Below are 19,040 nucleotides of genomic sequence, written 5' to 3'. Positions count from 1 at the left end.
AATTTTTTATTAATTATATATATTCAAACATTGCCGAGAGAGCATTTGATAAGTAATCTCAGTAGTTTCCTAAAGTGTTTTTAGGACTGTATTTCAACAGTTCCTTTTCATTGATTTCACCTTTCAACGCTTTTTCGTATATTTCAGCTATTTTTGTATAGTTGTCTTTTTTGTAACGGCCATCTATTGAGAAATTACAATATCCAATGCTTTTAAGATAAGTTGTTTCATTCAATAATGAAAGTTCGCTGTCGTTGAAAATAATCAATTCCTCTTCGGATATGCTTTTGTGAATCGGATATTTGTTGTTTTTCCGGTCAATGAGATAAAAATCAGATCTGTTTTTAAGCTGCTTATTTTCCTTACGGGATAAAATTGAATATCTTGTTTTCATCAGTTCAACAGATCCCTGAACCAGCAGTTCAATTTTTTGAGGATTTTCGCAGTACATTATTATGTCCTCATAGTCCTTTTTTGTCAGTTCCGGAGACACTGTTACAATGTCATAACCTTCAAGGCTTTTGACACATTCGCAGTTGGTGATGTTCATGGAATACGGGCCGTACTGGCCGTTGAAATTATTTGTCATGATAGGGATGTTGTAATGCATTTTATTTAATATTCCTTTTACTTTGTTCAATGCGTTTATTAATTTGTCGTGGGTTATGTCAGGCCATTTCCAAATTAGTTCATACTCTTTTGCCTGTGATAGTTCTATAGCTTCTTTTAAAAATGTAATCATGTAATTCAGATTGTAGTGGTTGTTTTGAGTTATTTCAAGTGTTTCATTTTCAAGAGGTATTTCCAGATAAACACGATTCACATTCTTTAAACTCTTCAGATGATTTAAATTATTGGTATAAAAGGATAACTGTGTTGGATTATCTTCTATTTTCTGTTCAGCATGGTTTAAGGTTATTTTTTTAGGTTCATGTCTGTATGAATCAATCACTTCTTTTTCAAGCTTTTCAAACAGGTTTCTTCTAAGTTCGTTGATTTTACTTATTGGGATGAACAGTGTTCCGTCATAGTTGATGTTGATATGGGTAATTTCATAAGGATAATTGTCAACTTTTAAAAGCTGTTTTCTAATCATGTCCTGTGTAACGTTTCTTTTAAGTGGCTTTTCAAAAGGAGTGTTTGATCTTACGTCACACTCGATTTGCCTGCGGTTTGCAAGGGTCAGTCTACCTTTTAGCACAGGAAACTTATTTTTCACGGAAAATGTTAAAATCAGTTTCGATTTGATAAAGCTCCTTCCTTTACTTTCGATTTCTTTTACCTTTTTGGTTAGCGAATTCCTTTTTGTAAGATACACGGCCGAATCGGTCAAATCAAAATCACTTTTTTTGTTTTGCCAAACCTTTTTGACAATCAGTACCTTATTTTTACGGCTTAAGTCCTTGACTTGCTTGTTTTTACCTTTTTTGAAATGATTTAATGTTGTCAATATGGGGGTTTGTGAAATCTCAAGGCCGTAATCATTTGCATTTTTGACTATCAGGAGGCCGTCTCCCCTTTCAGGTATGGTTTTTATTGTATCATCGAGTCTAATTGCAATCTGGTTTTTAGCATTTTCAATGACTTTACCTATTTTCAGTCCGATGTGGCCTGCCCTAAGACTCCTTTTGGATTTTGAGTTGAACTGGCCTTCGATAAATCCTCTGTTGAAAACCAGATTAAGTTCCTCTGAATTGATTTGTTTATTGCTCTTCAGCTTGTTCAATGCTTTCCTGTAATTGCTTACGACAATGGCTAGGTATTCCTTGCTTCGCATTCTGCCTTCGATTTTTATACATGAAATGTTCAGCTCTGAAATCTCTTTCAGCCGATTGAAGAGGTTCAAATCGCAGGGAGACAGGTAATGGTCTTCCCGTTTTATTCCTTGAATTTTATACTTTTGGCGACATGGTTGGGCGCAAGTGCCTCTGTTCCCGCTTCTTCCGCCCTTGAAACTGCTCATCAGGCATTGGCCGGAATATGAATAGCATAATGCTCCATGAACGAATATTTCAAGTTCCATATTGGTTTTTAATGCAGCTATTTCTTCTTTTCTCATTTCACGTGGGAGGACTACTCGTTTAATGCCTTTACTTTCAAGATAATTCAGTTTCAGCTGGTTTTCAGTCGTCATTTGTGTCGATGCATGGATTTTTAAATCCGGCAGATGTTCATTAATCAGTTTGACCAGTCCCAAATCCTGAATCAAAACCGCATCCACTCCCATTGCATATAGGTTGGCCAGGTAGTTGATGACATCTTCAAGTTCATCCTGCTTGATTAATGTGTTCACGGTAACGTAAACTCTGACATTGTGCATGTGAGCAATGTTTACTGCATCACGAATTTTATCTAATGTGAAGTTGCAGGCAAACTTTCGGGCACCATAGTCCTTTCCGGACAGATAGACGGCACTTGCTCCGGCATTAATCGCCACTTTCAGATGGTCCATTGACCCGACAGGAGCAAGCAGTTCAGGAATTCTCATGTAATCTACCTTCGATATAGTTTCCTTTGTTGATATAGGACTGTGAGAAATCCATAATCTTGTATTTGTATTTGGTCAGTTCCTCTTGGTCTTTATTTCTGAGGCTTTCGGTATAAATCGAGAGAATTTGGGAAGTGTATTTTTCATTTGAGTATCTGCAGTCAACAATCAATGAATCAAGCCCCAATTCCTTAATCTCATTCATTTCCTCAATCAGGCACAGGCAATCCTTGTTTATGATATGGCTCTGCTTTTTGTAGTCGAAAAATATCTTATATTTGAATTTTTTCCTTTTTTTGTCCTCCAGTGTTGCATAATCAGCATCATTTGAGATGATAAAGTCTTTCCCGTCATTCAGATTTGTGAAATCGTCCTTACTTACGATAACTTCAAGGTTTCCATTGACAATCATCTCCAGATCAATGTTTCTGTCATGATTTCTGGCGACCAGCTCTTTGATTTCACGTCCTGAAAGTTCTGAAGATAAAATCAGTGATTTAAATCCTGCGGCGTTCATGCTTCTAACACAAAAGCTGTTCCAGACGTTCAGGTTATGGTTTCCATAGATTGGACAGTCAAATATTTCGTTCATTCCCGGAAAATCACCCATTACTGAAATGACATATCCTTCGTTTTCAAGCTCTTTTACTATTTCATTGCATTTTCTGGCTTCCTCTTCAGAGATGAATGCGGATAAAACCCAAACAAGCTCGGTTGGTGATGCCATCATGCTGGCCTTTTTGAGCGTTTCTTTTATGTTGTTGAAGTAATCGTCAGGATTGTTGTAATGACAGTTCCCGTCAAAATAAATCCTTTTCAAATCAAATCCTGAAGCGGCTGTGATTTGTGAGAGGTCATCAATAAATAGGGAGAGTTTCGGTGTTTTATTTTTTGTTTTTGTTTTTTCATTTTCATAGTCTTCAATGAATTTTGTCAAATCCTTTCTGACTGCCTTTACGGATTTTTTAGTAGGAGTATAATGATTCATCAGCAGATCTTCGGCATTATCCAGAATTTCACGACGAATCTGGTTTATTTCCCTAATTGGAATAAAGATATCCTTCGGCATGTTGTTGAATGTGATTTTATCTATGTAAAATGGAGTTCCTCCAGTCTTTTTAAGCTGTTTTTCAATTGTTTCCTCACTCACAGGTTTATTTTTTGCTTTTTCAAACTTGCCAAGGGTCTTATGCCTGAAATTGATAAGTTCGTCATCCAGATAATATTCGACTTTTGTGAAAAGATTCATGTTTTCATCCCATGTCAGGGATAAACTAACAGGAACATTGTTTTTTATTGTTTCCTTTTCGAACTGCTTTAGATAATCGTGAGTTGATTTGGAATAGCTGATGAACACTTCTGTTCCAACCTTGACGAGACGTGTGGTGTCTATGATGATTTCGTTTTCATCCTGTTTTATAATGTTTTCCAGATAGATTCCTTTGATTTTGCCGTTGTACTTGAAAGCTATTCCGTCACCGGGTTCCAGTATAACCGGAATTTCCTTGTTTTTGATTTCAATGGTGACCTTAGTGCCATCAATTTCGGTTATGTCCCCTATGTATAATCCTTCATGGCCGGAATGGCCTCTGCCCATAACGTCTCCAGGTTTGTCTCCCATCATGTATCCGTCGGTGAATTGTCTGTTAAAAACAAGGTGCAGGTCTTTTTTGTAGTCTCCCTCATTACCGTCAATGAGGTTTCTGTAACTGTTGACGATTGTTCCGATGTAATCTCCGGATTTCATTCTCCCTTCAAGCTTCAATGACTTGACTCCGGCATCTGCGATTTCATCCAGATGGTTGTATGTTGCAAGGTCGTGTGTTGAAAGGAGATATCCGTTTCCTATGTTGTATCCTCTGTATTTGAGACGGTATTCCCTTCTGCATGGCTGTGCGCAAGCTCCTCTGTTACCGCTTCTGCCGCTGTTGTAAGATGACATGTAGCATTTTCCGCTCACACAATAGCATAACGCTCCATGGCCGAAGGTTTCTATATCCATATTGATATTGTCCTTTTTGAGCTGTTCGGAAAATTGTCTTATCTGTTCAATGTTGACTTCCCTTGGAAGCACTACCCTTTTGATATTGTTTTTAGCGGCCCATTTGATTGAGGAATAGTTGTTTAAACCCATCTGGGTAGATGCATGAACTTCCAGTTCTGGAATGAAAGTTTTCAAAAGCCAGATCAGTCCGAAATCCTGGACGATTACGGCATCGACTCCAATCTGGTACAGTTTGAACAGGTATTGGAGCACATCAACGATTTCAAAATTATTAATCAGTGTGTTGACTGTAACATGGATTTTCACTCCGTTCAAATGAGCGTATCTGACTGCTTTTTCAATTTCTTCAATGGTAAAATTTTTGGCATATGCTCTGGCTCCATAATTTTGACCGGCAATATAGACTGCATCAGCACCGGCATTCACTGCAATAACCAATACGTCATATGAGCCTGCAGGAGCAAGTAATTCTTCTAAAACCATTTTTTTAAAACACCTTGTTAGATTTATTCATTTTTATTTTTGTAATTAATTATATATTAAAGTAAAACATAATCTATCTTATGTATATTGTTTTTGAAGGAATTGACGGCTCAGGCAAATCAACCCAAATCCAAATGTTAAAGGAATGGTTGGTTGCAAATGGATTCAGAGTTGAAACAATAGTGGAACCGACTGATACAAAGCTTGGTAAATTAATACGTGAAATTTTACAGCGTCCTGATGCAACATCAGAAAAAATTCAAAATGCACTGGCTTTGCTTTTTGCAGCGGATAGGATAATGATTATGGATGAGCTTGAAGACGAATCAAAGATTATAATCTCAGACAGGTCATTCATTTCCAGTTTGGCATATCAGGGAAATCCTGAATGGGTTAGTGTTTTAAATAAATATGCCAAAAAACCGGATCTGTTGATTTTGCTTGATTTGGATGTTAAAAAGTCTGTTGCAAGGACTTCAGATGATGATACTTTTGAAAATGAGGAATTTTTAACAGGCGTAAAAGAAAACTATTTAAAATTAGCCAAAAACTATGAACATCAAATAATTGATGCAAACAACGGCGTAAACAAGGTATCTTCAGATATCAAAAAAGCGGTTGCACCGTATCTCGGACTCTGTTCTGATTGCATCAGGTAATCTTTTTTTTTAAAAGCACTGTGCGTGTTACAAAGCCCGGTGCTAATTATATATTTCTGACTCTCATGCTAAGCTGCATTGTGAATCCTTAACCTGACAGGCCATTCCTGTTTTGCTTTTTCTGCAAAGGAACTTCAGGTATCAGTGCCTGTTCCCCGTACTGAATGGGTTACAGATGTATTCCCCTAATTACTTGTGTAAAAAAATAGAGTTCACTATGGGGAATGGAAATTATTTGAAAAAAGTACAATAAAAATAAAAAAAATTAAGGAAAAATATTATTTATTTCCTTGGAGCTCTTCCAATCTTTCACGGATTGCATTTTCCAGAAAGTCCCTTGCCTTTACAAGCTCCTCATATTCTCCAATCAGTACAGGTCCGAATTCAGTCTGTTCTAATTGGATGTCGAACTTTTCAAATGCATGGGCAAGCATCTGTTCTCCAACGCCATTAGGCAAACCCATTTGGAATTCTTCTTTTTCTTCAATCATTTAATTTTCCTCCATGTACTCTCTTACAGGGGCAAAGAATTCAATTAAGAAATCTTTAATTCCAGTTTTCAAATCCATTGGATGTAAATTACCTTCACTAAATTCCTTAATTAACTCATCATGTGTCAATTCGATGTCACCACCGAATTTTTCAGGTCTTTTTATAAGTAAAGTATCTTGATTTGGGAAAACAAAAGTCTCTGCTATTTCAATCATTGGATTGCCTTCAATTTCTCCTTGTGGACAGAAACTTTTCTTGATTTTTTTACTGATTTCTTCAACGGAATCATCCACTGCGATGTAGTTTCCTTTACTTGAACTCATTTTAGCATCACCGTCAAGACCGTGGAGTAATGGAGTGTGGATACATACAGGTACGCTTTCCCCTATTTTTTCGAGGTTTTCACGTGCCAGCATTTGGATTTTTCTCTGTTCCATACCTCCCAATGCGATATCAACGTCTAAAGCTGCCATGTCGACAGTTTGCATAATCGGATAAATAACGCTAGCTACTTTCGGGTTGTCATCTGCACGGCTAACCTGGTCCATACTTCTTCTTGCCCTTTTTAAGGTAGTCATTGTAGCCAGTTGATAAACTTTATCAGTGTAATCTTTTTCTAATTGAAAGGATGATCCTAAAACATACTCTGTTGTTTCGTCAAGCCCCAGTGCCTGGAAACATTTTTTGTTGTATTCTGCAGTTTCAGCTATTTCTTCTACAGTTCCTTTCCCGTTTAAAAATGCATGATAATCTGCCAAAAGGATTTTGATTTTAAAGCCTAATTTCTGCAATTGTTTTAACTTCTGCACTGTTACTGCATGTCCCAAATGGATTTTTCCTGAAGGTTCATAACCGGTATAAGCTATAGGCTGGTCTTTTTCAAGGACTTCTTTCAATTCTTCTGTATCTATAACTTCTAAGGTTCCTTCCTCGATTAACTGAATTTTTTCTTCAATATTCATTTTATCACTTAGTTCAATAAATAAATGTAATTGTTAATTTTAATGAGATTTATTTCTTCTCCGGCATTTTTATCTTTAAATTCATCTTTCATTTCCAGATCAACTGTTGAATAATCACTTGGATCTAAAATCTGAATTGTACTTGGAGATTTTGAGATAATCATTGCGGTTTCGATTTCGCTCTCTTTTTTGACAAGTTCAATGTTTTCCATATTTTTCATAGGAATGTTATGAGCTTTATCTGTTATGATGTCAACTCCGACAAGGCTGCTTTTGGAAATGCTTTTGACCTGCATTATTTTATCTTCATATCTGATGAAATCGTTGATTTCAAATTCAGGAATTCTGACTGAAATCCAGATTCTGTAAAGTCCTTTTCCGGTGGATTTGTCTTCACTGATTAATCTTGGAGATTCCTTGATTATTCCGCCAAATTCTTCAGCCAGGTTTTCGGCCACTTTTTTTCCGGATTTAAATGATCCTATATAGTAATCATATCCTTCTTTGAGCTTGGCTATTTGCGGGCAGTATGCCAATTTGTCCCTTTTTGATTGTTTGTTTAAAGTTCTCTCGACAATTTCGTCAGCTTGGGCATATTCTTCCGCTTTTATTTCACGGGTGTCCGCTCTGAACTGGACAACAGTTTCATAATATCCTGACTGCATTTTGCTGCATGTCGGACATACTGTTTTCAGTATTTTCACTTCAGTGTCATGTGTCTCTTCGATTTCAACGCCATGGACCTCTCCGACAACTTCCACATAGCAGTTGGCTATTGTGCCTTTTATCTGGTCAATTTCAAGGTTGATGGCTTCATTTGATACTTCATCTGCGATTTTTATATTCCTTTCAAGTGCTCTGTAGATAATTTCATCTTCCGGAAGGAATTCGTCGCTCCATTTTCCTTCTTCAAGTTTGCTGTTACAGTGGCTACATATTTGAACTTCTATGCGTCTTGGAAGTTCAATCATTTGGAATTCTTTTAAAAAACAGTCAATGCAAATGTCGCCAACCATCTCTTTATCAGTACTTCCACACTCTGGACAAAACATATTATCAATAAAAATAAATAAAAAAAGTAGAATTATAAGGTTTTTAAAGGTGCTGTTGCACCGCATGCAGCACATTTAAGTAGGAAAATTCTACCTTCTCTGATGATTCTTGTATCTGGTCTGTTACATTCGTGGCAAATTACGTATTTGTCTACATAATCTTCGATTCTTTCGTTGATTAGGTAGTGTGTAAATTTACCTTGTAAGATTGCTCTTTGACCTTCTATGTTTCCTGCAGTACCCAATTCTCTCATCAGGAATTTTAATAAATGTTGAGGGTCTCTATTTAAACCTTCTGCAACATCTTTAAAGTTTTTGATAAAGGTTCTATTACCTTGGATATCTGAATAAGCTTTAGGGATTTTGAATCTTTTATGTTCAAATACTTCAGGAGGTAATTGGTCTATTGCTCTTTCTAATAAATCTTCATATTTGTCCATGTTATCTCTCCTATAAAAATTAGTATAAGTATAATATTTTAATTTTGGTTTTAATCATTTATTAATGTATTGTTAATTTTGAGAGATAGTTGCATTTCAAAAAAAATTAAAAAAAATAATGGAAATATTAAGCACGCTTAATATATCCTGTAGTTGGGAAATAGATTAATCCTTTTTGATTCAGGTTTCTAACAAAGGATTCCACTTTTTCTTCACTCATATCGTATTTGTCAGCCATGTTTGTAATCAATACGTTCAGTGGGGCTTGGTCACCAAATTCCTCTTCTAAGAATCCTATTTCTTCCATAACTCTTTGCATTTTTTCTCTTTCGGATGTTGGTGTTCTACCTTCCATGACTTCGATATCAATCTCTCCAGTTTCAGGATCAACTCCCACTTCCTTAAGACAAGCTAATTGCAGTTTAACTGCTTTTTCAGCATCCTCTTTATCAACAGTATCTTTAAGCTTGATTTTTGCGCTGGCTTCTGCCAGACGGATAATTGCCTCAAGTTGTCTTGCTGTAATCGGTACGGGGGCCTGCTCTTCTGAATTGCTGTTTCTTGTACTTACATAAAATTCCCTTAAGACTTCATTAGCTTCGTCTGTTAAAACAGGATGCACATTCTTACGGGCATATGCAATATATTTTCTAAGCAGTTCAGGTTCTATTTCATAGTCTACGGTATTTGACTGGTGTATCCTTAAAATGTGGTCTGCTAATTTTGTATCCCCTTCCACACTTGGTTTATCTTCAATTACAAAAATCAAATCGAAACGTGAAAGAATAGGTGAAGGCAAATCAATTTGCTCTGCAAGCACTTTGAACCTGTCGAATCTTCCGAATTTCGGGTTTGCCGCTGCAAGAACGGAACATCTTGAATTTAAAGTAGCCATGATTCCTGCTTTTGCAATACTTACTGTCTGTTGTTCCAGTGCTTCGTGAAGTGCAGACCGGTCTTCAGATCTCATCTTGTCTAGCTCGTCGACACAAACGTTACCCTGGTCTCCTAAAACCAGTGCACCTGCCTCCAGGGACCATCCTCCAAGTTCGTCCCTTACGGCCGCTGCTGTCAAACCCGCACCACTTGTACCTTTACCACTGGTATAGATACTTCTAGGAGCGAGTCTTGAAACGTATTTCAATATCTGTGATTTACCGATACCAGGGTCTCCGACAATAAGGATGTGAATGTCTCCTCTCAGTTTGGTTTCGTCTTCAAGCTGTTTTGCAGCACCTCCGAAGAGTTGAAGCGCAATTGCTTCTTTTACTTCCCGATATCCTCTGATTGATGGAGCGGTTGATTTGATGATTTTATCATAAATGTGGGGGTCTTTTGAAAGTTCAATGATTTTTTCCTCGTCCTCCTCTGAAAGCTGTAGCTCTTCGAATTCCTGCTCCAGCGGTTCTATATGGTTGACGTAGATGTAGTTTTTGAATTTTCCACTTCTTTCTTCCCTGAAGGTTCTCAATGTTCCGGTTATCCTGACCTTGTCTCCTGGATTCAGCTCATCAACCAGATCATCTTCCAAAACCATCAGCATCTGTTTCGGTTCGGTTCCTCCGGACAGGTTTTCCAAAGGTTCCTGCATTCTTGCTGTTTGGGTATCGATGTATTTGGATTCCTCTTGAAGCAGTCTGAATGATCTTCCACCACATTCGCTACAGAGTGAAGGCTCGATAATTCTGTTCCCGGAATTCTGTTCAACCTCGTGCAATCTCATACACCCTCTACATTCAAAAACTCCAGTTTCAATACGAGGTCTTATTTCATCAGTTTTTCTAACAATTCCGTCCGCAGCAACAAATGTTCCGATGTATTTGCTTAACAAATCTTTCAATTGGATGACATTGGAGAGGTTTTCAAAACGAATGTTTATGTCGGCATCCTTAACCAGGGGGTCGATGTTTTTTATAGCTGTTTGTGCAGCTTCAATTACCTCTTCAGGCTTTTCAATTAACAAATCCGCAAGGTCTGGATCGAATATTTCGAGCTGATTGTAGTCAACGGTGAGGGATCGTTCATCAGGGTATGTTTCAAGTATTTCAAATACGTCATCCTTGTAGGATGTAGCGAAAAATTCTTCAAATTTTATGATTGATGTTTGAGATTTAGTAGTGGAATTCATTATCTTATTATTATAATTTCATCATTTAAAAAAATTTGTATAGGTAAAAATTATATAGTAAAATTGATAAATTTAATAGTTACTAAATAATTAGTTTATAAAATAATTGTGATAATTATGAGAAAATCTAGATTAAGCTTATTCAAATCTACTTCTATGTTGATTTCCGTTGTGGGGATTATTATGATAATTTCCACAATAGTTGTTGTTGCTTATGTAGGTTATAGTCTTGTTTCTTCAAGCATTACAAATGACATATCATCAGGCACTCAATATGATGAGCTTGCTGATTTGAAAGCTTCATACAGCAATCTGTCAGTCCAGTTTGATGGTATCAAGGCCACTTATTATGCAGGCAGTAGTGAAGATATTCAAAGATATAATGATGCTAAAATAGAGTTGTCTCGGGCGAATTCGGCTATTGAGAATGTTCAAAGTGCTCTGGATGCGGATATACCTTCAAATGAGGTTGACAGCAGAATCGAATTTGCTAAACAAAAGCTTCAAACAGCCTACGATGCATACAGTCAATTATAATCTTATTTTTTCTAATTTTTTGAGGGGTCTGAAGCTATCTGAATAGTTATTCCCTATTTTTTTTAATTTTTCCTATGCTTCCTTTTTTTAGGCATATATTCTATTCCGACAACATACATTTCAGAACTTTTTTTACGTGATGATGGAGGTTTTGTTGTTTTTACCTTTCTGAACTTGCCTTTAAGTGAATCTAACATTGGTTTGTAGTCCGGGCCCTGAAACACTTTCATCACAAGGTTTCCCTTTTCTTCCAGAATATTTTCAGCAATTTCAATCACCACAGTAATCAGGTCAATTGAACGCAGCTGGTCAATGCTTTTAATTCCGCACAGTGACGGTGATGCATCTGACATCACGACTTTTGCCTTTCCTCCGATGATTTCCATAATCTTTTCCTGGACTTCTGGTGTTGTAAAGTCTCCTCTGATGCCGTAATAGTTTTCTTCGGGGAACCTTTTGAATCTGTTCAAATCAACTCCGACCACTATTCCCTCTTCACCTACCTTTTCAAGGGCAACCTGTGACCATCCTCCCGGTGCGGCACCTAAATCCACAACGGTATTTCCTTCTTTTATGATTTTAAATTTTTTATCAAGCTGTTTAAGCTTGTATGATGCACGTGAACGGTATTCCTCTTTTTTTGCCTGTTTATAATAAGGGTCCTTATGCTTTTCTACCTGCCATCTGCTTCCCATTTCAATCACTTTTAAATTTGTCAAAGTCAAGCGCACTGCAAACCGGCGCTCCAACCTTAATAATCTCCACATCCACTTCTTTGTTATTCACTTCAAGTATCATTACTGTTCTGTCCGCCAACCTTGGCACTATTGGGCTTCCAGGGTTTATCAATAGGACTCCATCAGTCTTTTCTATTTTTGGCTGATGTGAATGGCCTGAAACTAAAATGTCGCAGTCAAGTTCCTTTGCAAGATATACCAGTTGCTGTGTGTCAGCTCTTGGATAAACTTCTCCATGGACCAGTCCTATTTTCAAGCCCTCTGCCTCTATGACTTTGGCTTTAGGCAAATCAATTCCTTTTGCCCTGTCCATATTTCCCTGCACGGCCATTACTGGTGCAATCATTTCCAATTCTTCGATTACCTTCAATGAAGTCAAATCTCCTGCATGGAGTATCAAGTCCACATCACCAAAAGCATCAAGCACATTTTGGGGCAATACCCTTGCCCTGTCTGGAATGTGGGTATCTGAAATTAAACCAATTAACATTTTATCTTTTTCCTCAATAGTTAACAATACTATTTGTTTATTATCATTTTTAAATTTATAAATGACAACTATTATAAATTCATAAAAATATATATAATAACATCATTCTTTTGAGGAGAAGATATAATGGGAAAAGTTAAAAAGGAAGATATTTTGGATATTTTGGCTAAATATGACAAAAGTGAAATCACAATAGCTACTCTCGGAAGTCACACTTCTTTACATATTTTACAAGGTGCAAAAGAAGAAGGGTTCAGAACAGCTATCGTTTGTCAAAAAGGACGTGAAATTCCTTATCAGCGTTTTGATGTTGCAGATGAATATATCATCGTTGATGAATTTAAAGACATTGTAAATGAAGACGTTCAACAAAAACTTAGAGATATGAATGCAATTGTCGTTCCTCATGGATCTTTTGTCGCATATGCTGGACTTGACAATGTGGAAGACAAGTTCAACGTACCAATGTTTGGAAACAGGGATGTATTGAGATGGGAGGCTGAAAGAGACAAGGAAAGAGCTTTACTTGTTGAAGGGGATGTCAGAATTCCGTTCAAATATGACAGCCCATCAGAAATCGACAGGCCTGTAATGGTCAAGTTCCCTGGTGCAAGAGGTGGAAGAGGTTACTTTGTTGCTTCATCTACTGAAGAATTTGATGCAAAAATCGAAGCTATGAAAGCACGTGGCTGGTTGGAAGACAGTGATGTTGAAGCAGCTCACATTGAAGAGTATGTTTCCGGTTGTAATTACTGTATACACTATTTCTACTCAGCACTTGATGATAAAGTTGAATTAATGGGTATGGACACCAGATACGAATCAAGTATTGACGGATTTGTAAGAATGCCTGCAAAAGATCAGCTGGACATTGACTTAAGCCCATCTTATGTAGTCACCGGTAACCACCCTGCTGTAATTCGTGAATCTTTACTTCCTCAAGTATTCGACATTGCTGATAAATTGACTGAAAGTGCTAAAAAATTAGTTGCTCCTGGATTGAATGGACCATTCTGTATGCAAACATTAGTAAACGATAATTTAGAAGTAATCTGTTTCGAAATCAGTGCAAGAACCGACGGTGGAACAAACACATTTATGGACGGTTCTCCTTACTCCTACCTGACCTACGGTAAACCTATGAGTATGGGTAGAAGAATTGCTCTTGAAATAAAAAGAGGAATAGAAAGAGATGAATTAGAAAAAATAATAACTTAAATCGTTATTATTTTTTGTTTTTATTTTTTTTATTTTTTTTACCTTTTTTCTGTTGTTGCTCATATTGTTCTAAGGCTTTAACACGACTTCTTTTTGTATATGCGCCTACCAAACCAACAAAAGCACCAATTAAAAGAATTATTATTACGACTGTTAAAACTCCGGTTTCTGTTGTAAAGAATCCTTCTTTAAATGTACCCATGTATCCTTGAAGTGTCAATACAACGATAGGTGTTGCTGCAAGTGCACCGATGAGAGCACCCAGTTTGATGCTAGGTTGAGTATATCCTGCATATAAAAGTCCTATTGCTGCAAATGGATATAGCCAATCATTGTATTGGTATCCGAAAATTATAAATGCTCCAGCTATTGCTGCTCCAAACACTAGACCTTTAACGTCTATACCGAAATCATATTTCATTTTATGTCTCCAAAAACTTAATCTTAATTTTTAGAAGCTATTGCTCCTCCAACGGCTCCTGTAATTCCCATAACTATTGCATAGTAAATTATGTCGCTTATAACTGCGACTAAACTTGAAATTCCGGAAATTGTAAAACCTGTCAGGCCTCCGAAAATTCCAAATAGGCTGCCTCCAAATGTGGCAATGATTATAAATAAGATTGCTGTAATTATGGTTCCCAGAGCGCCTGCAACGGCTGCATTCCATAGCCCTCCCAGGATTCCTGAATGTGCAATATATCCTGTGATAAAACCAACTATTAACAATCCGATAAATTCATATCTAGCGAAGAATGCCTTAACGATTACTGCTAATATGAACCCTATAAATACTGCGCTCTGTTTGGTCATGATATCACCTTATAATCATTTAGTATATTTATATAATTCATTGTTAATAAATGTCTTTTAACTTATCCTTAATCTGGTCAAGTATGGCCTGATGCATTCTTTTTGTAAATTCTCCTCTGTCATTTTGATTTAAAACATCAAGATAACCTTGTGAAACTAAATTGAAAGCAAATGGGCTAGGTATTACTGTATTGATTGTTTTAATTTCCATTTCTTCCCTGTCAATCATCTCAATAATTTTCAACGCATTCTTGATGTCCATATAATCTTCAAGGGCTTCCCTTCTTGCTTCCTTCAGAATTGAAAAATTGTCATCCATTTCCTGGACGAACTTAAGAAGAATTTTCCCCCTGACCTGCTGGCGGCCAACTGATTTTGACTCTCCTTTGTATCTTCGCAGCGTCATCAATGACCTTCCGGCGCAATGTCTGAATCTTGAGGCCAATGTTTCGGTCTTGTTCAGGGCATTTGTCAGTATCGTTTCAAAGTTTTCGGGCGTGATTTCCTTGAATGATTCCAAACCGCCGATTTTTCCATCAGAACTTAAATAGAATCCGTTATCTGAAATTGAGATTGTAACATTTATATTGTATTTTTGGGCAACGATATATGCAACGGCTCTTGAGAGGGCGTCATTGACTTTTCTTCCGAACAGTGCATGGAATATTACGAAGCGCCTTCCTCCGAATCCTTTATAGTATTCGATTACCATTCGTCTTTTGGTTGGTATTTTGGCATACTTGAACTGTTCAACAAAGTATTCATATATCGAATTGGCTGCAAAGTCATCAACATAAAGATATTCATAAATGAATTCCATTATTTCTTCTTTGCTTCGTCTGTACTGGAACATGGAGTCCATATGGTCTCTGAACTGCTGGATGTCCATCGCAAGGTCAAAGGACAGTGGCAGCTGCTGTGAAAACCATGAAGGTATTGTTGGTGGTCCGCTTGCGGGAGTAACATTGATTGTCATTCCTTTTCCGTAGTTGAAACGATATGTTCGTCCTCCCAAAACGAAAGTGTCTCCTTTTTTCAACCGTTCCATAAATGACTCTTCGATTTTACCGACCGTTTCACCGTCGCATTTCACCAATACTCCTGATGAATCGGGGATGGTTCCAATATTTGTAGAATACAGCATTCTGGCAAGTTTTCCACGCTTTCCAAAGGTGTTTTTCTTATAGTCAATCCATATTTTGGCATAAACGTATCTCTCTTCAAGTTCAGGATATTCTCCGGCCATGTAACTTAATACGTCTTCATAATCATCTCTTGAGAGGTCCTTATAGCAGTAGCTTTTTCTGATTACATCATATGCATAATCGATATCCCAGGGATTTTCTATGCTCATTCCATAGATGTGCTGTGCCAACACATCCAGGCAGTTTGTCGGAATGCTGATTTTGTCGATTTTTCCTTCCTTTGCATTTTTAAGCAGAACTGAGCATTCAACCAAATCGTCCCTGTCGGTTACGATGATTTTCCCTCTTGATTTTTCATGCAGCTTGTGTCCGCTTCTACCTATTCTCTGCAATGCCCTTGCAACGGATTTCGGCGAGTTGATAAGCACGACCAAATCGATATAACCTATGTCTATTCCAAGTTCCAGTGATGTTGATGAAACAACAGCTTTTAGCTTACCTTCCTTAAGCTTGTTTTCGGTTTCAAGGCGAACTTCTTTTGAAAGGGAGGAATGATGGGCCATAATGTTGGAATCATTATAGTGCATAGGATACATTTTCTTCAGATTGTATACGAAACGTTCTGTTCCGCTTCGGGTGTTTGTAAATATCAGTGTTGTTTTGTTTTCCCAAATCAAATCGTCCAGCAGGTCATACATTCCAAGGCGGGTATCCTCTTCATCTGCAAGCACAATATCGCTTACGGGACACATAACCTCCATATCAAGTTCCTTTAGATAGTCGATATTTACAATCTTGCAGTTTCGCCCAACTCCGTATTCGTATCCTACAAGGAACTTTGCAACCTCCTCAATAGGACTCACTGTTGCTGAAAGGCCGATTCTTGTAAACTGTCCAAGCAGATGCTGCAATCTTTCGAGAGACAGGCTTAGATGAACTCCTCTTTTATTTTCAGCTAATGAATGGATTTCGTCAATAATGACATATTTGACTCCGCTTAACTTTTCCCTGAATTTAGGTGCCACAAGCAATATGGACAGTGTTTCGGGTGTTGTAATCAGGATATGTGGTGGCTTTTTAAGCATTTTCTGCCTTTGGTACTGTGATGTGTCTCCTGTTCTGACCGCTTTTCGAATTCCCAGTTTTCGGCCGGCTATCTTTTCAATTCCCTCCAGAGGGTCATCCAAATTCTTTTCAATATCATTGTCAAGAGCTTTAAGGGGAGAAATGTAAATACAGTAGACCTTGTCTTCCAACTTGTCCTTTTCGGCAAGGGCTGTCAATTCACTTATTACGGATAAAAATGCTGTAAGTGTTTTTCCGGAACCCGTAGGTGATGATATGAGAATGTTGTTCTTTTTGTGGATGTCAATGATTGATCTTTTTTGTGCAGGGGTAAAATCATCGAATTGTGAATCGAACCACTGTCTTACCCATGGATGCAAAATTTTAAAAATTGCCTTTTTTGAGTATGTTTTTGTTTGCTCTTCAATCATGTTTCATCTGCCTTTGAAAAATTATATTTCTAATTTTGTACTTGGGTGTTATTAAATATGATTCAATTCCAATTTTTAGGCATGCCTAATAAAATTAACATATTTATTTTTCATTATTCTGTTCAGAATTTGATGATTTGTCTTTTAAAACAAAATTAAATAATAATAACGAATTTAAATCAAAATTTAAATAAAATGATGTAAAACAATTGTTATTTTTTAATATGTCTAGAAAAACATAAAGTTAATAAACAAGAATGATAAATTATTAATTGTAATTTATTGATGATTTGTTAAAATCATTTATAAATACGAAGGTGATAAAATGAATGATTTATTTAATTTATCTGGACAAGTAGCTTTAGTAAGCGGTGCATCCTCCGGGATTGGTGTTGATATGGCAAAAGCATATGCAAGATATGGTGCAAACATCGTAGTTACCGGAAGAAGGAAAGAAAGATTAGACCAAGTAGCTGAAGAAATCAAAGAACTTGGAGTAGACTGCATAGGCGTAGTCTGTGATGTAACCGATACTGAAAGCGTAGAAGCATGTGTTAAAGAAGTTATGGACCACTTCGGAAGAATTGACATTCTCCACAACAACGCAGGTTACGGTGCAACAAAAGAAGCAGAATTATTAACTGATGATGAATGGAACAAAACAGTTGATGTGGACTTGACCGGTACCTTTAAAATGTCAAGAGCAGTTGCACGTGAAGCAATGATTCCACAAAAATACGGAAGAATCATCAACACTGCATCCATGTTCGGTTTAGTCGGAACCATGGCAACCCCAACATCCCCATATGCAGCAGCAAAAGGTGGAGTAGTAAACTTAACCAGACAATTAGCAGCAGAATGGGCAAAATACAACATAACCGTAAACGCAATCTGTCCGGGTACATTCCCAACAGAACTTACCCGTTCAACTATCGACAATGACGAATACAAAGCATACACAAAAACTGTTGTGCCTGTTGGAAGATCTGGTGTCGACGGAGAATTAGACTCAACTGTAGTATATCTCGCATCACCTAAATCCAGTTACGTAACTGGACAAGCTATTGCTGTAGATGGTGGATATACCTGTATCTAAATTGAAAATTTTTATTTTCAATTTTCTTTTTTTTATTTAATTTAATATTTTTACATTTTTTTCAGTGTTGAAACTTTTACCTGTTTTTTACAAAATTTTTTTACATATTTCTTACAAATTTAATTCATATCTGGTGGAGGCTAATCATCATGTTTAATTTAAAAAAATTTGTAATGGAAGAACTTTCAGGATGAAAATTATGGGAAATTATTTGGTTGATTGTCGCCACTTTGGTAATTGCCGTGGTTTCTATTGTTAATAAAGAATCTCCTTTGGGTTTTGTTGCTGCTGTTAGTGGAGTAATGGCAGTGGTGCTTGCTGGAAAAGGTAAACTTTCAACATATCTGCTGGGTCTTGTTCATGTGGTTACCTATGAGACAATCTCGTTTTATGCTAAGTTTTATGGTATAGTTATGTTGAATTTCATCTATTATTTGCCGATGGAATTCTACGGGCTGTATGTCTGGAGCAAACACATGAATCCTGCAACAAATGAAGTCCATAAAATGAGATTGCCTTTAAGGAGCACTTTAATTTTGCTGGTTATTGTTGCTATTTTAACCATGGCTTATGGTTCAATTTTAATGCTTTTAAATGGAAATCTGCCGTTTGTTGATGCTTTGGGTACTGTTGTGGCTGTTGTTGCAATGTACATTTCCTTGAACTACCTCAACTTATTGAAGTTGAGGATTCCTAGGTTTTTTATTATATATCGTTGGTTATTTGATATTATCCTAGGCTATCTCCCTCGTCCCATGGGTTCAGACAAAAATGTTAATGTTTTGCTTTTTTAAACTTG

The 19,040-nt window shown here is 36.9% G+C and carries 17 protein-coding genes; 5 read left to right on the top strand and 12 right to left on the bottom strand.

Features of this window, described 5'->3' with window-relative positions:
- Window positions 1-58: 58 nt before the first annotated feature.
- Together ACKI2P_RS08100 and ACKI2P_RS08095 are read right to left on the bottom strand one after the other, a co-directional pair.
- The gene (locus ACKI2P_RS08100) at window positions 59-2,488 is read right to left on the bottom strand and encodes a DUF3656 domain-containing protein (protein WP_407376673.1); all 2,430 of its coding nucleotides are present in this window, start codon (window positions 2,486-2,488) and stop codon (window positions 59-61) included.
- The gene (locus tag ACKI2P_RS08095; RefSeq protein ID WP_407376671.1) at window positions 2,475-4,976 is read right to left on the bottom strand and encodes a DUF3656 domain-containing protein; all 2,502 of its coding nucleotides are present in this window, start codon (window positions 4,974-4,976) and stop codon (window positions 2,475-2,477) included. Before ACKI2P_RS08095 ends, ACKI2P_RS08100 begins: the two co-directional genes overlap by 14 nt.
- Before the next feature lie 80 nt (window positions 4,977-5,056).
- Between ACKI2P_RS08095 and tmk the strand changes: the two genes are divergently transcribed.
- Window positions 5,057-5,635, top strand: coding sequence for a dTMP kinase (gene tmk / locus ACKI2P_RS08090; protein ID WP_407376669.1), 579 nt, complete (start codon window positions 5,057-5,059; stop codon window positions 5,633-5,635).
- Window positions 5,636-5,913: 278 nt separating this feature from the next.
- Here tmk and ACKI2P_RS08085 read toward each other — a convergent pair whose 3' ends face one another.
- The 5 genes from ACKI2P_RS08085 to mcm all read right to left on the bottom strand — a co-directional run bounded on the left by ACKI2P_RS08085 (window position 5,914) and on the right by mcm (window position 10,709).
- Window positions 5,914-6,123 (bottom strand): hypothetical protein, encoded by a 210-nt coding sequence (locus ACKI2P_RS08085; RefSeq protein WP_407376702.1) that lies wholly within the window; start codon window positions 6,121-6,123, stop codon window positions 5,914-5,916.
- A gap of 3 nt (window positions 6,124-6,126) precedes the next feature.
- A complete protein-coding gene (locus ACKI2P_RS08080) occupies window positions 6,127-7,089 on the bottom strand; it encodes a tyrosine--tRNA ligase (RefSeq protein ID WP_407376667.1) in 963 nt (320 codons plus the stop codon).
- 8 nt (window positions 7,090-7,097) lie between these two features.
- Complete coding sequence (locus tag ACKI2P_RS08075; RefSeq protein WP_407376665.1) at window positions 7,098-8,141, bottom strand: 60S ribosomal export protein NMD3; 1,044 nt, start codon at window positions 8,139-8,141, stop codon at window positions 7,098-7,100.
- Window positions 8,142-8,173: 32 nt separating this feature from the next.
- Window positions 8,174-8,581 carry a translation initiation factor IF-2 subunit beta gene (locus ACKI2P_RS08070; protein WP_292606299.1) on the bottom strand — a complete coding sequence of 136 codons (408 nt, stop codon included), beginning with the start codon at window positions 8,579-8,581 and terminating at the stop codon, window positions 8,174-8,176.
- Between the two features lie 127 nt (window positions 8,582-8,708).
- Window positions 8,709-10,709 carry a minichromosome maintenance protein MCM gene (gene mcm / locus ACKI2P_RS08065; RefSeq protein WP_407376663.1) on the bottom strand — a complete coding sequence of 667 codons (2,001 nt, stop codon included), beginning with the start codon at window positions 10,707-10,709 and terminating at the stop codon, window positions 8,709-8,711.
- 117 nt (window positions 10,710-10,826) lie between these two features.
- On the opposite strand from mcm, the gene ACKI2P_RS08060 reads away from it, so the two are divergent.
- Window positions 10,827-11,246 carry a hypothetical protein gene (locus ACKI2P_RS08060; protein ID WP_407376661.1) on the top strand — a complete coding sequence of 140 codons (420 nt, stop codon included), beginning with the start codon at window positions 10,827-10,829 and terminating at the stop codon, window positions 11,244-11,246.
- A gap of 62 nt (window positions 11,247-11,308) precedes the next feature.
- Here the strand turns inward: ACKI2P_RS08060 and ACKI2P_RS08055 are convergent, their stop codons facing one another.
- Both ACKI2P_RS08055 and ACKI2P_RS08050 read right to left on the bottom strand, forming a co-directional pair.
- The gene (locus tag ACKI2P_RS08055; protein WP_407376659.1) at window positions 11,309-11,941 is read right to left on the bottom strand and encodes an RlmE family RNA methyltransferase; all 633 of its coding nucleotides are present in this window, start codon (window positions 11,939-11,941) and stop codon (window positions 11,309-11,311) included.
- Window position 11,942: 1 nt separating this feature from the next.
- A complete protein-coding gene (locus ACKI2P_RS08050) occupies window positions 11,943-12,473 on the bottom strand; it encodes a metallophosphoesterase (protein WP_407376656.1) in 531 nt (176 codons plus the stop codon).
- Window positions 12,474-12,599: 126 nt separating this feature from the next.
- Between ACKI2P_RS08050 and ACKI2P_RS08045 the strand changes: the two genes are divergently transcribed.
- On the top strand, window positions 12,600-13,691 hold the full coding sequence (locus ACKI2P_RS08045) for a formate--phosphoribosylaminoimidazolecarboxamide ligase (protein WP_407376654.1): 1,092 nt from the start codon (window positions 12,600-12,602) through the stop codon (window positions 13,689-13,691).
- 7 nt (window positions 13,692-13,698) lie between these two features.
- Here ACKI2P_RS08045 and ACKI2P_RS08040 read toward each other — a convergent pair whose 3' ends face one another.
- The 3 genes from ACKI2P_RS08040 to ACKI2P_RS08030 are packed head-to-tail and all read right to left on the bottom strand — an operon-like array spanning window position 13,699 to window position 17,145.
- The gene (locus tag ACKI2P_RS08040; RefSeq protein WP_407376652.1) at window positions 13,699-14,112 is read right to left on the bottom strand and encodes a hypothetical protein; all 414 of its coding nucleotides are present in this window, start codon (window positions 14,110-14,112) and stop codon (window positions 13,699-13,701) included.
- Between the two features lie 23 nt (window positions 14,113-14,135).
- Window positions 14,136-14,504 (bottom strand): DUF5518 domain-containing protein, encoded by a 369-nt coding sequence (locus ACKI2P_RS08035; protein ID WP_407376650.1) that lies wholly within the window; start codon window positions 14,502-14,504, stop codon window positions 14,136-14,138.
- Window positions 14,505-14,547: 43 nt separating this feature from the next.
- The gene (locus ACKI2P_RS08030; RefSeq protein WP_407376648.1) at window positions 14,548-17,145 is read right to left on the bottom strand and encodes an ATP-dependent helicase; all 2,598 of its coding nucleotides are present in this window, start codon (window positions 17,143-17,145) and stop codon (window positions 14,548-14,550) included.
- 325 nt (window positions 17,146-17,470) lie between these two features.
- On the opposite strand from ACKI2P_RS08030, the gene ACKI2P_RS08025 reads away from it, so the two are divergent.
- The gene (locus tag ACKI2P_RS08025; protein WP_296874842.1) at window positions 17,471-18,241 is read left to right on the top strand and encodes an SDR family NAD(P)-dependent oxidoreductase; all 771 of its coding nucleotides are present in this window, start codon (window positions 17,471-17,473) and stop codon (window positions 18,239-18,241) included.
- A 242-nt stretch (window positions 18,242-18,483) separates the two neighbouring features.
- Complete coding sequence (gene pnuC, locus ACKI2P_RS08020; RefSeq protein ID WP_407376646.1) at window positions 18,484-19,035, top strand: nicotinamide riboside transporter PnuC; 552 nt, start codon at window positions 18,484-18,486, stop codon at window positions 19,033-19,035.
- Window positions 19,036-19,040: the final 5 nt, after the last annotated feature.

Origin of the sequence: Methanobrevibacter sp., from assembly GCF_045541095.1 — an archaeon.
GTDB lineage: Archaea > Methanobacteriota > Methanobacteria > Methanobacteriales > Methanobacteriaceae > Methanocatella.
The sequence above is the reverse complement of the archived record's forward strand: the minus strand, read 5'-3'. Positions and strand labels throughout refer to the sequence as shown.

Excerpts from the sequence above, each read along its gene's own strand:
- ACKI2P_RS08100 (WP_407376673.1), bottom strand. The coding sequence starts at position 2,488 with ATGAGAATTCCTGAACTGCTTGCTCCTGTCGGGTCAATGGACCATCTG.
- ACKI2P_RS08095 (WP_407376671.1), bottom strand. The coding sequence starts at position 4,976 with ATGGTTTTAGAAGAATTACTTGCTCCTGCAGGCTCATATGACGTATTG.
- tmk (WP_407376669.1), top strand. The coding sequence starts at position 5,057 with ATGTATATTGTTTTTGAAGGAATTGACGGCTCAGGCAAATCAACCCAA.
- ACKI2P_RS08080 (WP_407376667.1), bottom strand. The coding sequence starts at position 7,089 with ATGAATATTGAAGAAAAAATTCAGTTAATCGAGGAAGGAACCTTAGAA.
- ACKI2P_RS08075 (WP_407376665.1), bottom strand. The coding sequence starts at position 8,141 with ATGTTTTGTCCAGAGTGTGGAAGTACTGATAAAGAGATGGTTGGCGAC.
- ACKI2P_RS08070 (WP_292606299.1), bottom strand. The coding sequence starts at position 8,581 with ATGGACAAATATGAAGATTTATTAGAAAGAGCAATAGACCAATTACCT.
- mcm (WP_407376663.1), bottom strand. The coding sequence starts at position 10,709 with ATGAATTCCACTACTAAATCTCAAACATCAATCATAAAATTTGAAGAA.
- ACKI2P_RS08060 (WP_407376661.1), top strand. The coding sequence starts at position 10,827 with ATGAGAAAATCTAGATTAAGCTTATTCAAATCTACTTCTATGTTGATT.
- ACKI2P_RS08055 (WP_407376659.1), bottom strand. The coding sequence starts at position 11,941 with ATGGGAAGCAGATGGCAGGTAGAAAAGCATAAGGACCCTTATTATAAA.
- ACKI2P_RS08050 (WP_407376656.1), bottom strand. The coding sequence starts at position 12,473 with ATGTTAATTGGTTTAATTTCAGATACCCACATTCCAGACAGGGCAAGG.
- ACKI2P_RS08045 (WP_407376654.1), top strand. The coding sequence starts at position 12,600 with ATGGGAAAAGTTAAAAAGGAAGATATTTTGGATATTTTGGCTAAATAT.
- ACKI2P_RS08040 (WP_407376652.1), bottom strand. The coding sequence starts at position 14,112 with ATGAAATATGATTTCGGTATAGACGTTAAAGGTCTAGTGTTTGGAGCA.
- ACKI2P_RS08035 (WP_407376650.1), bottom strand. The coding sequence starts at position 14,504 with ATGACCAAACAGAGCGCAGTATTTATAGGGTTCATATTAGCAGTAATC.
- ACKI2P_RS08030 (WP_407376648.1), bottom strand. The coding sequence starts at position 17,145 with ATGATTGAAGAGCAAACAAAAACATACTCAAAAAAGGCAATTTTTAAA.
- ACKI2P_RS08025 (WP_296874842.1), top strand. The coding sequence starts at position 17,471 with ATGAATGATTTATTTAATTTATCTGGACAAGTAGCTTTAGTAAGCGGT.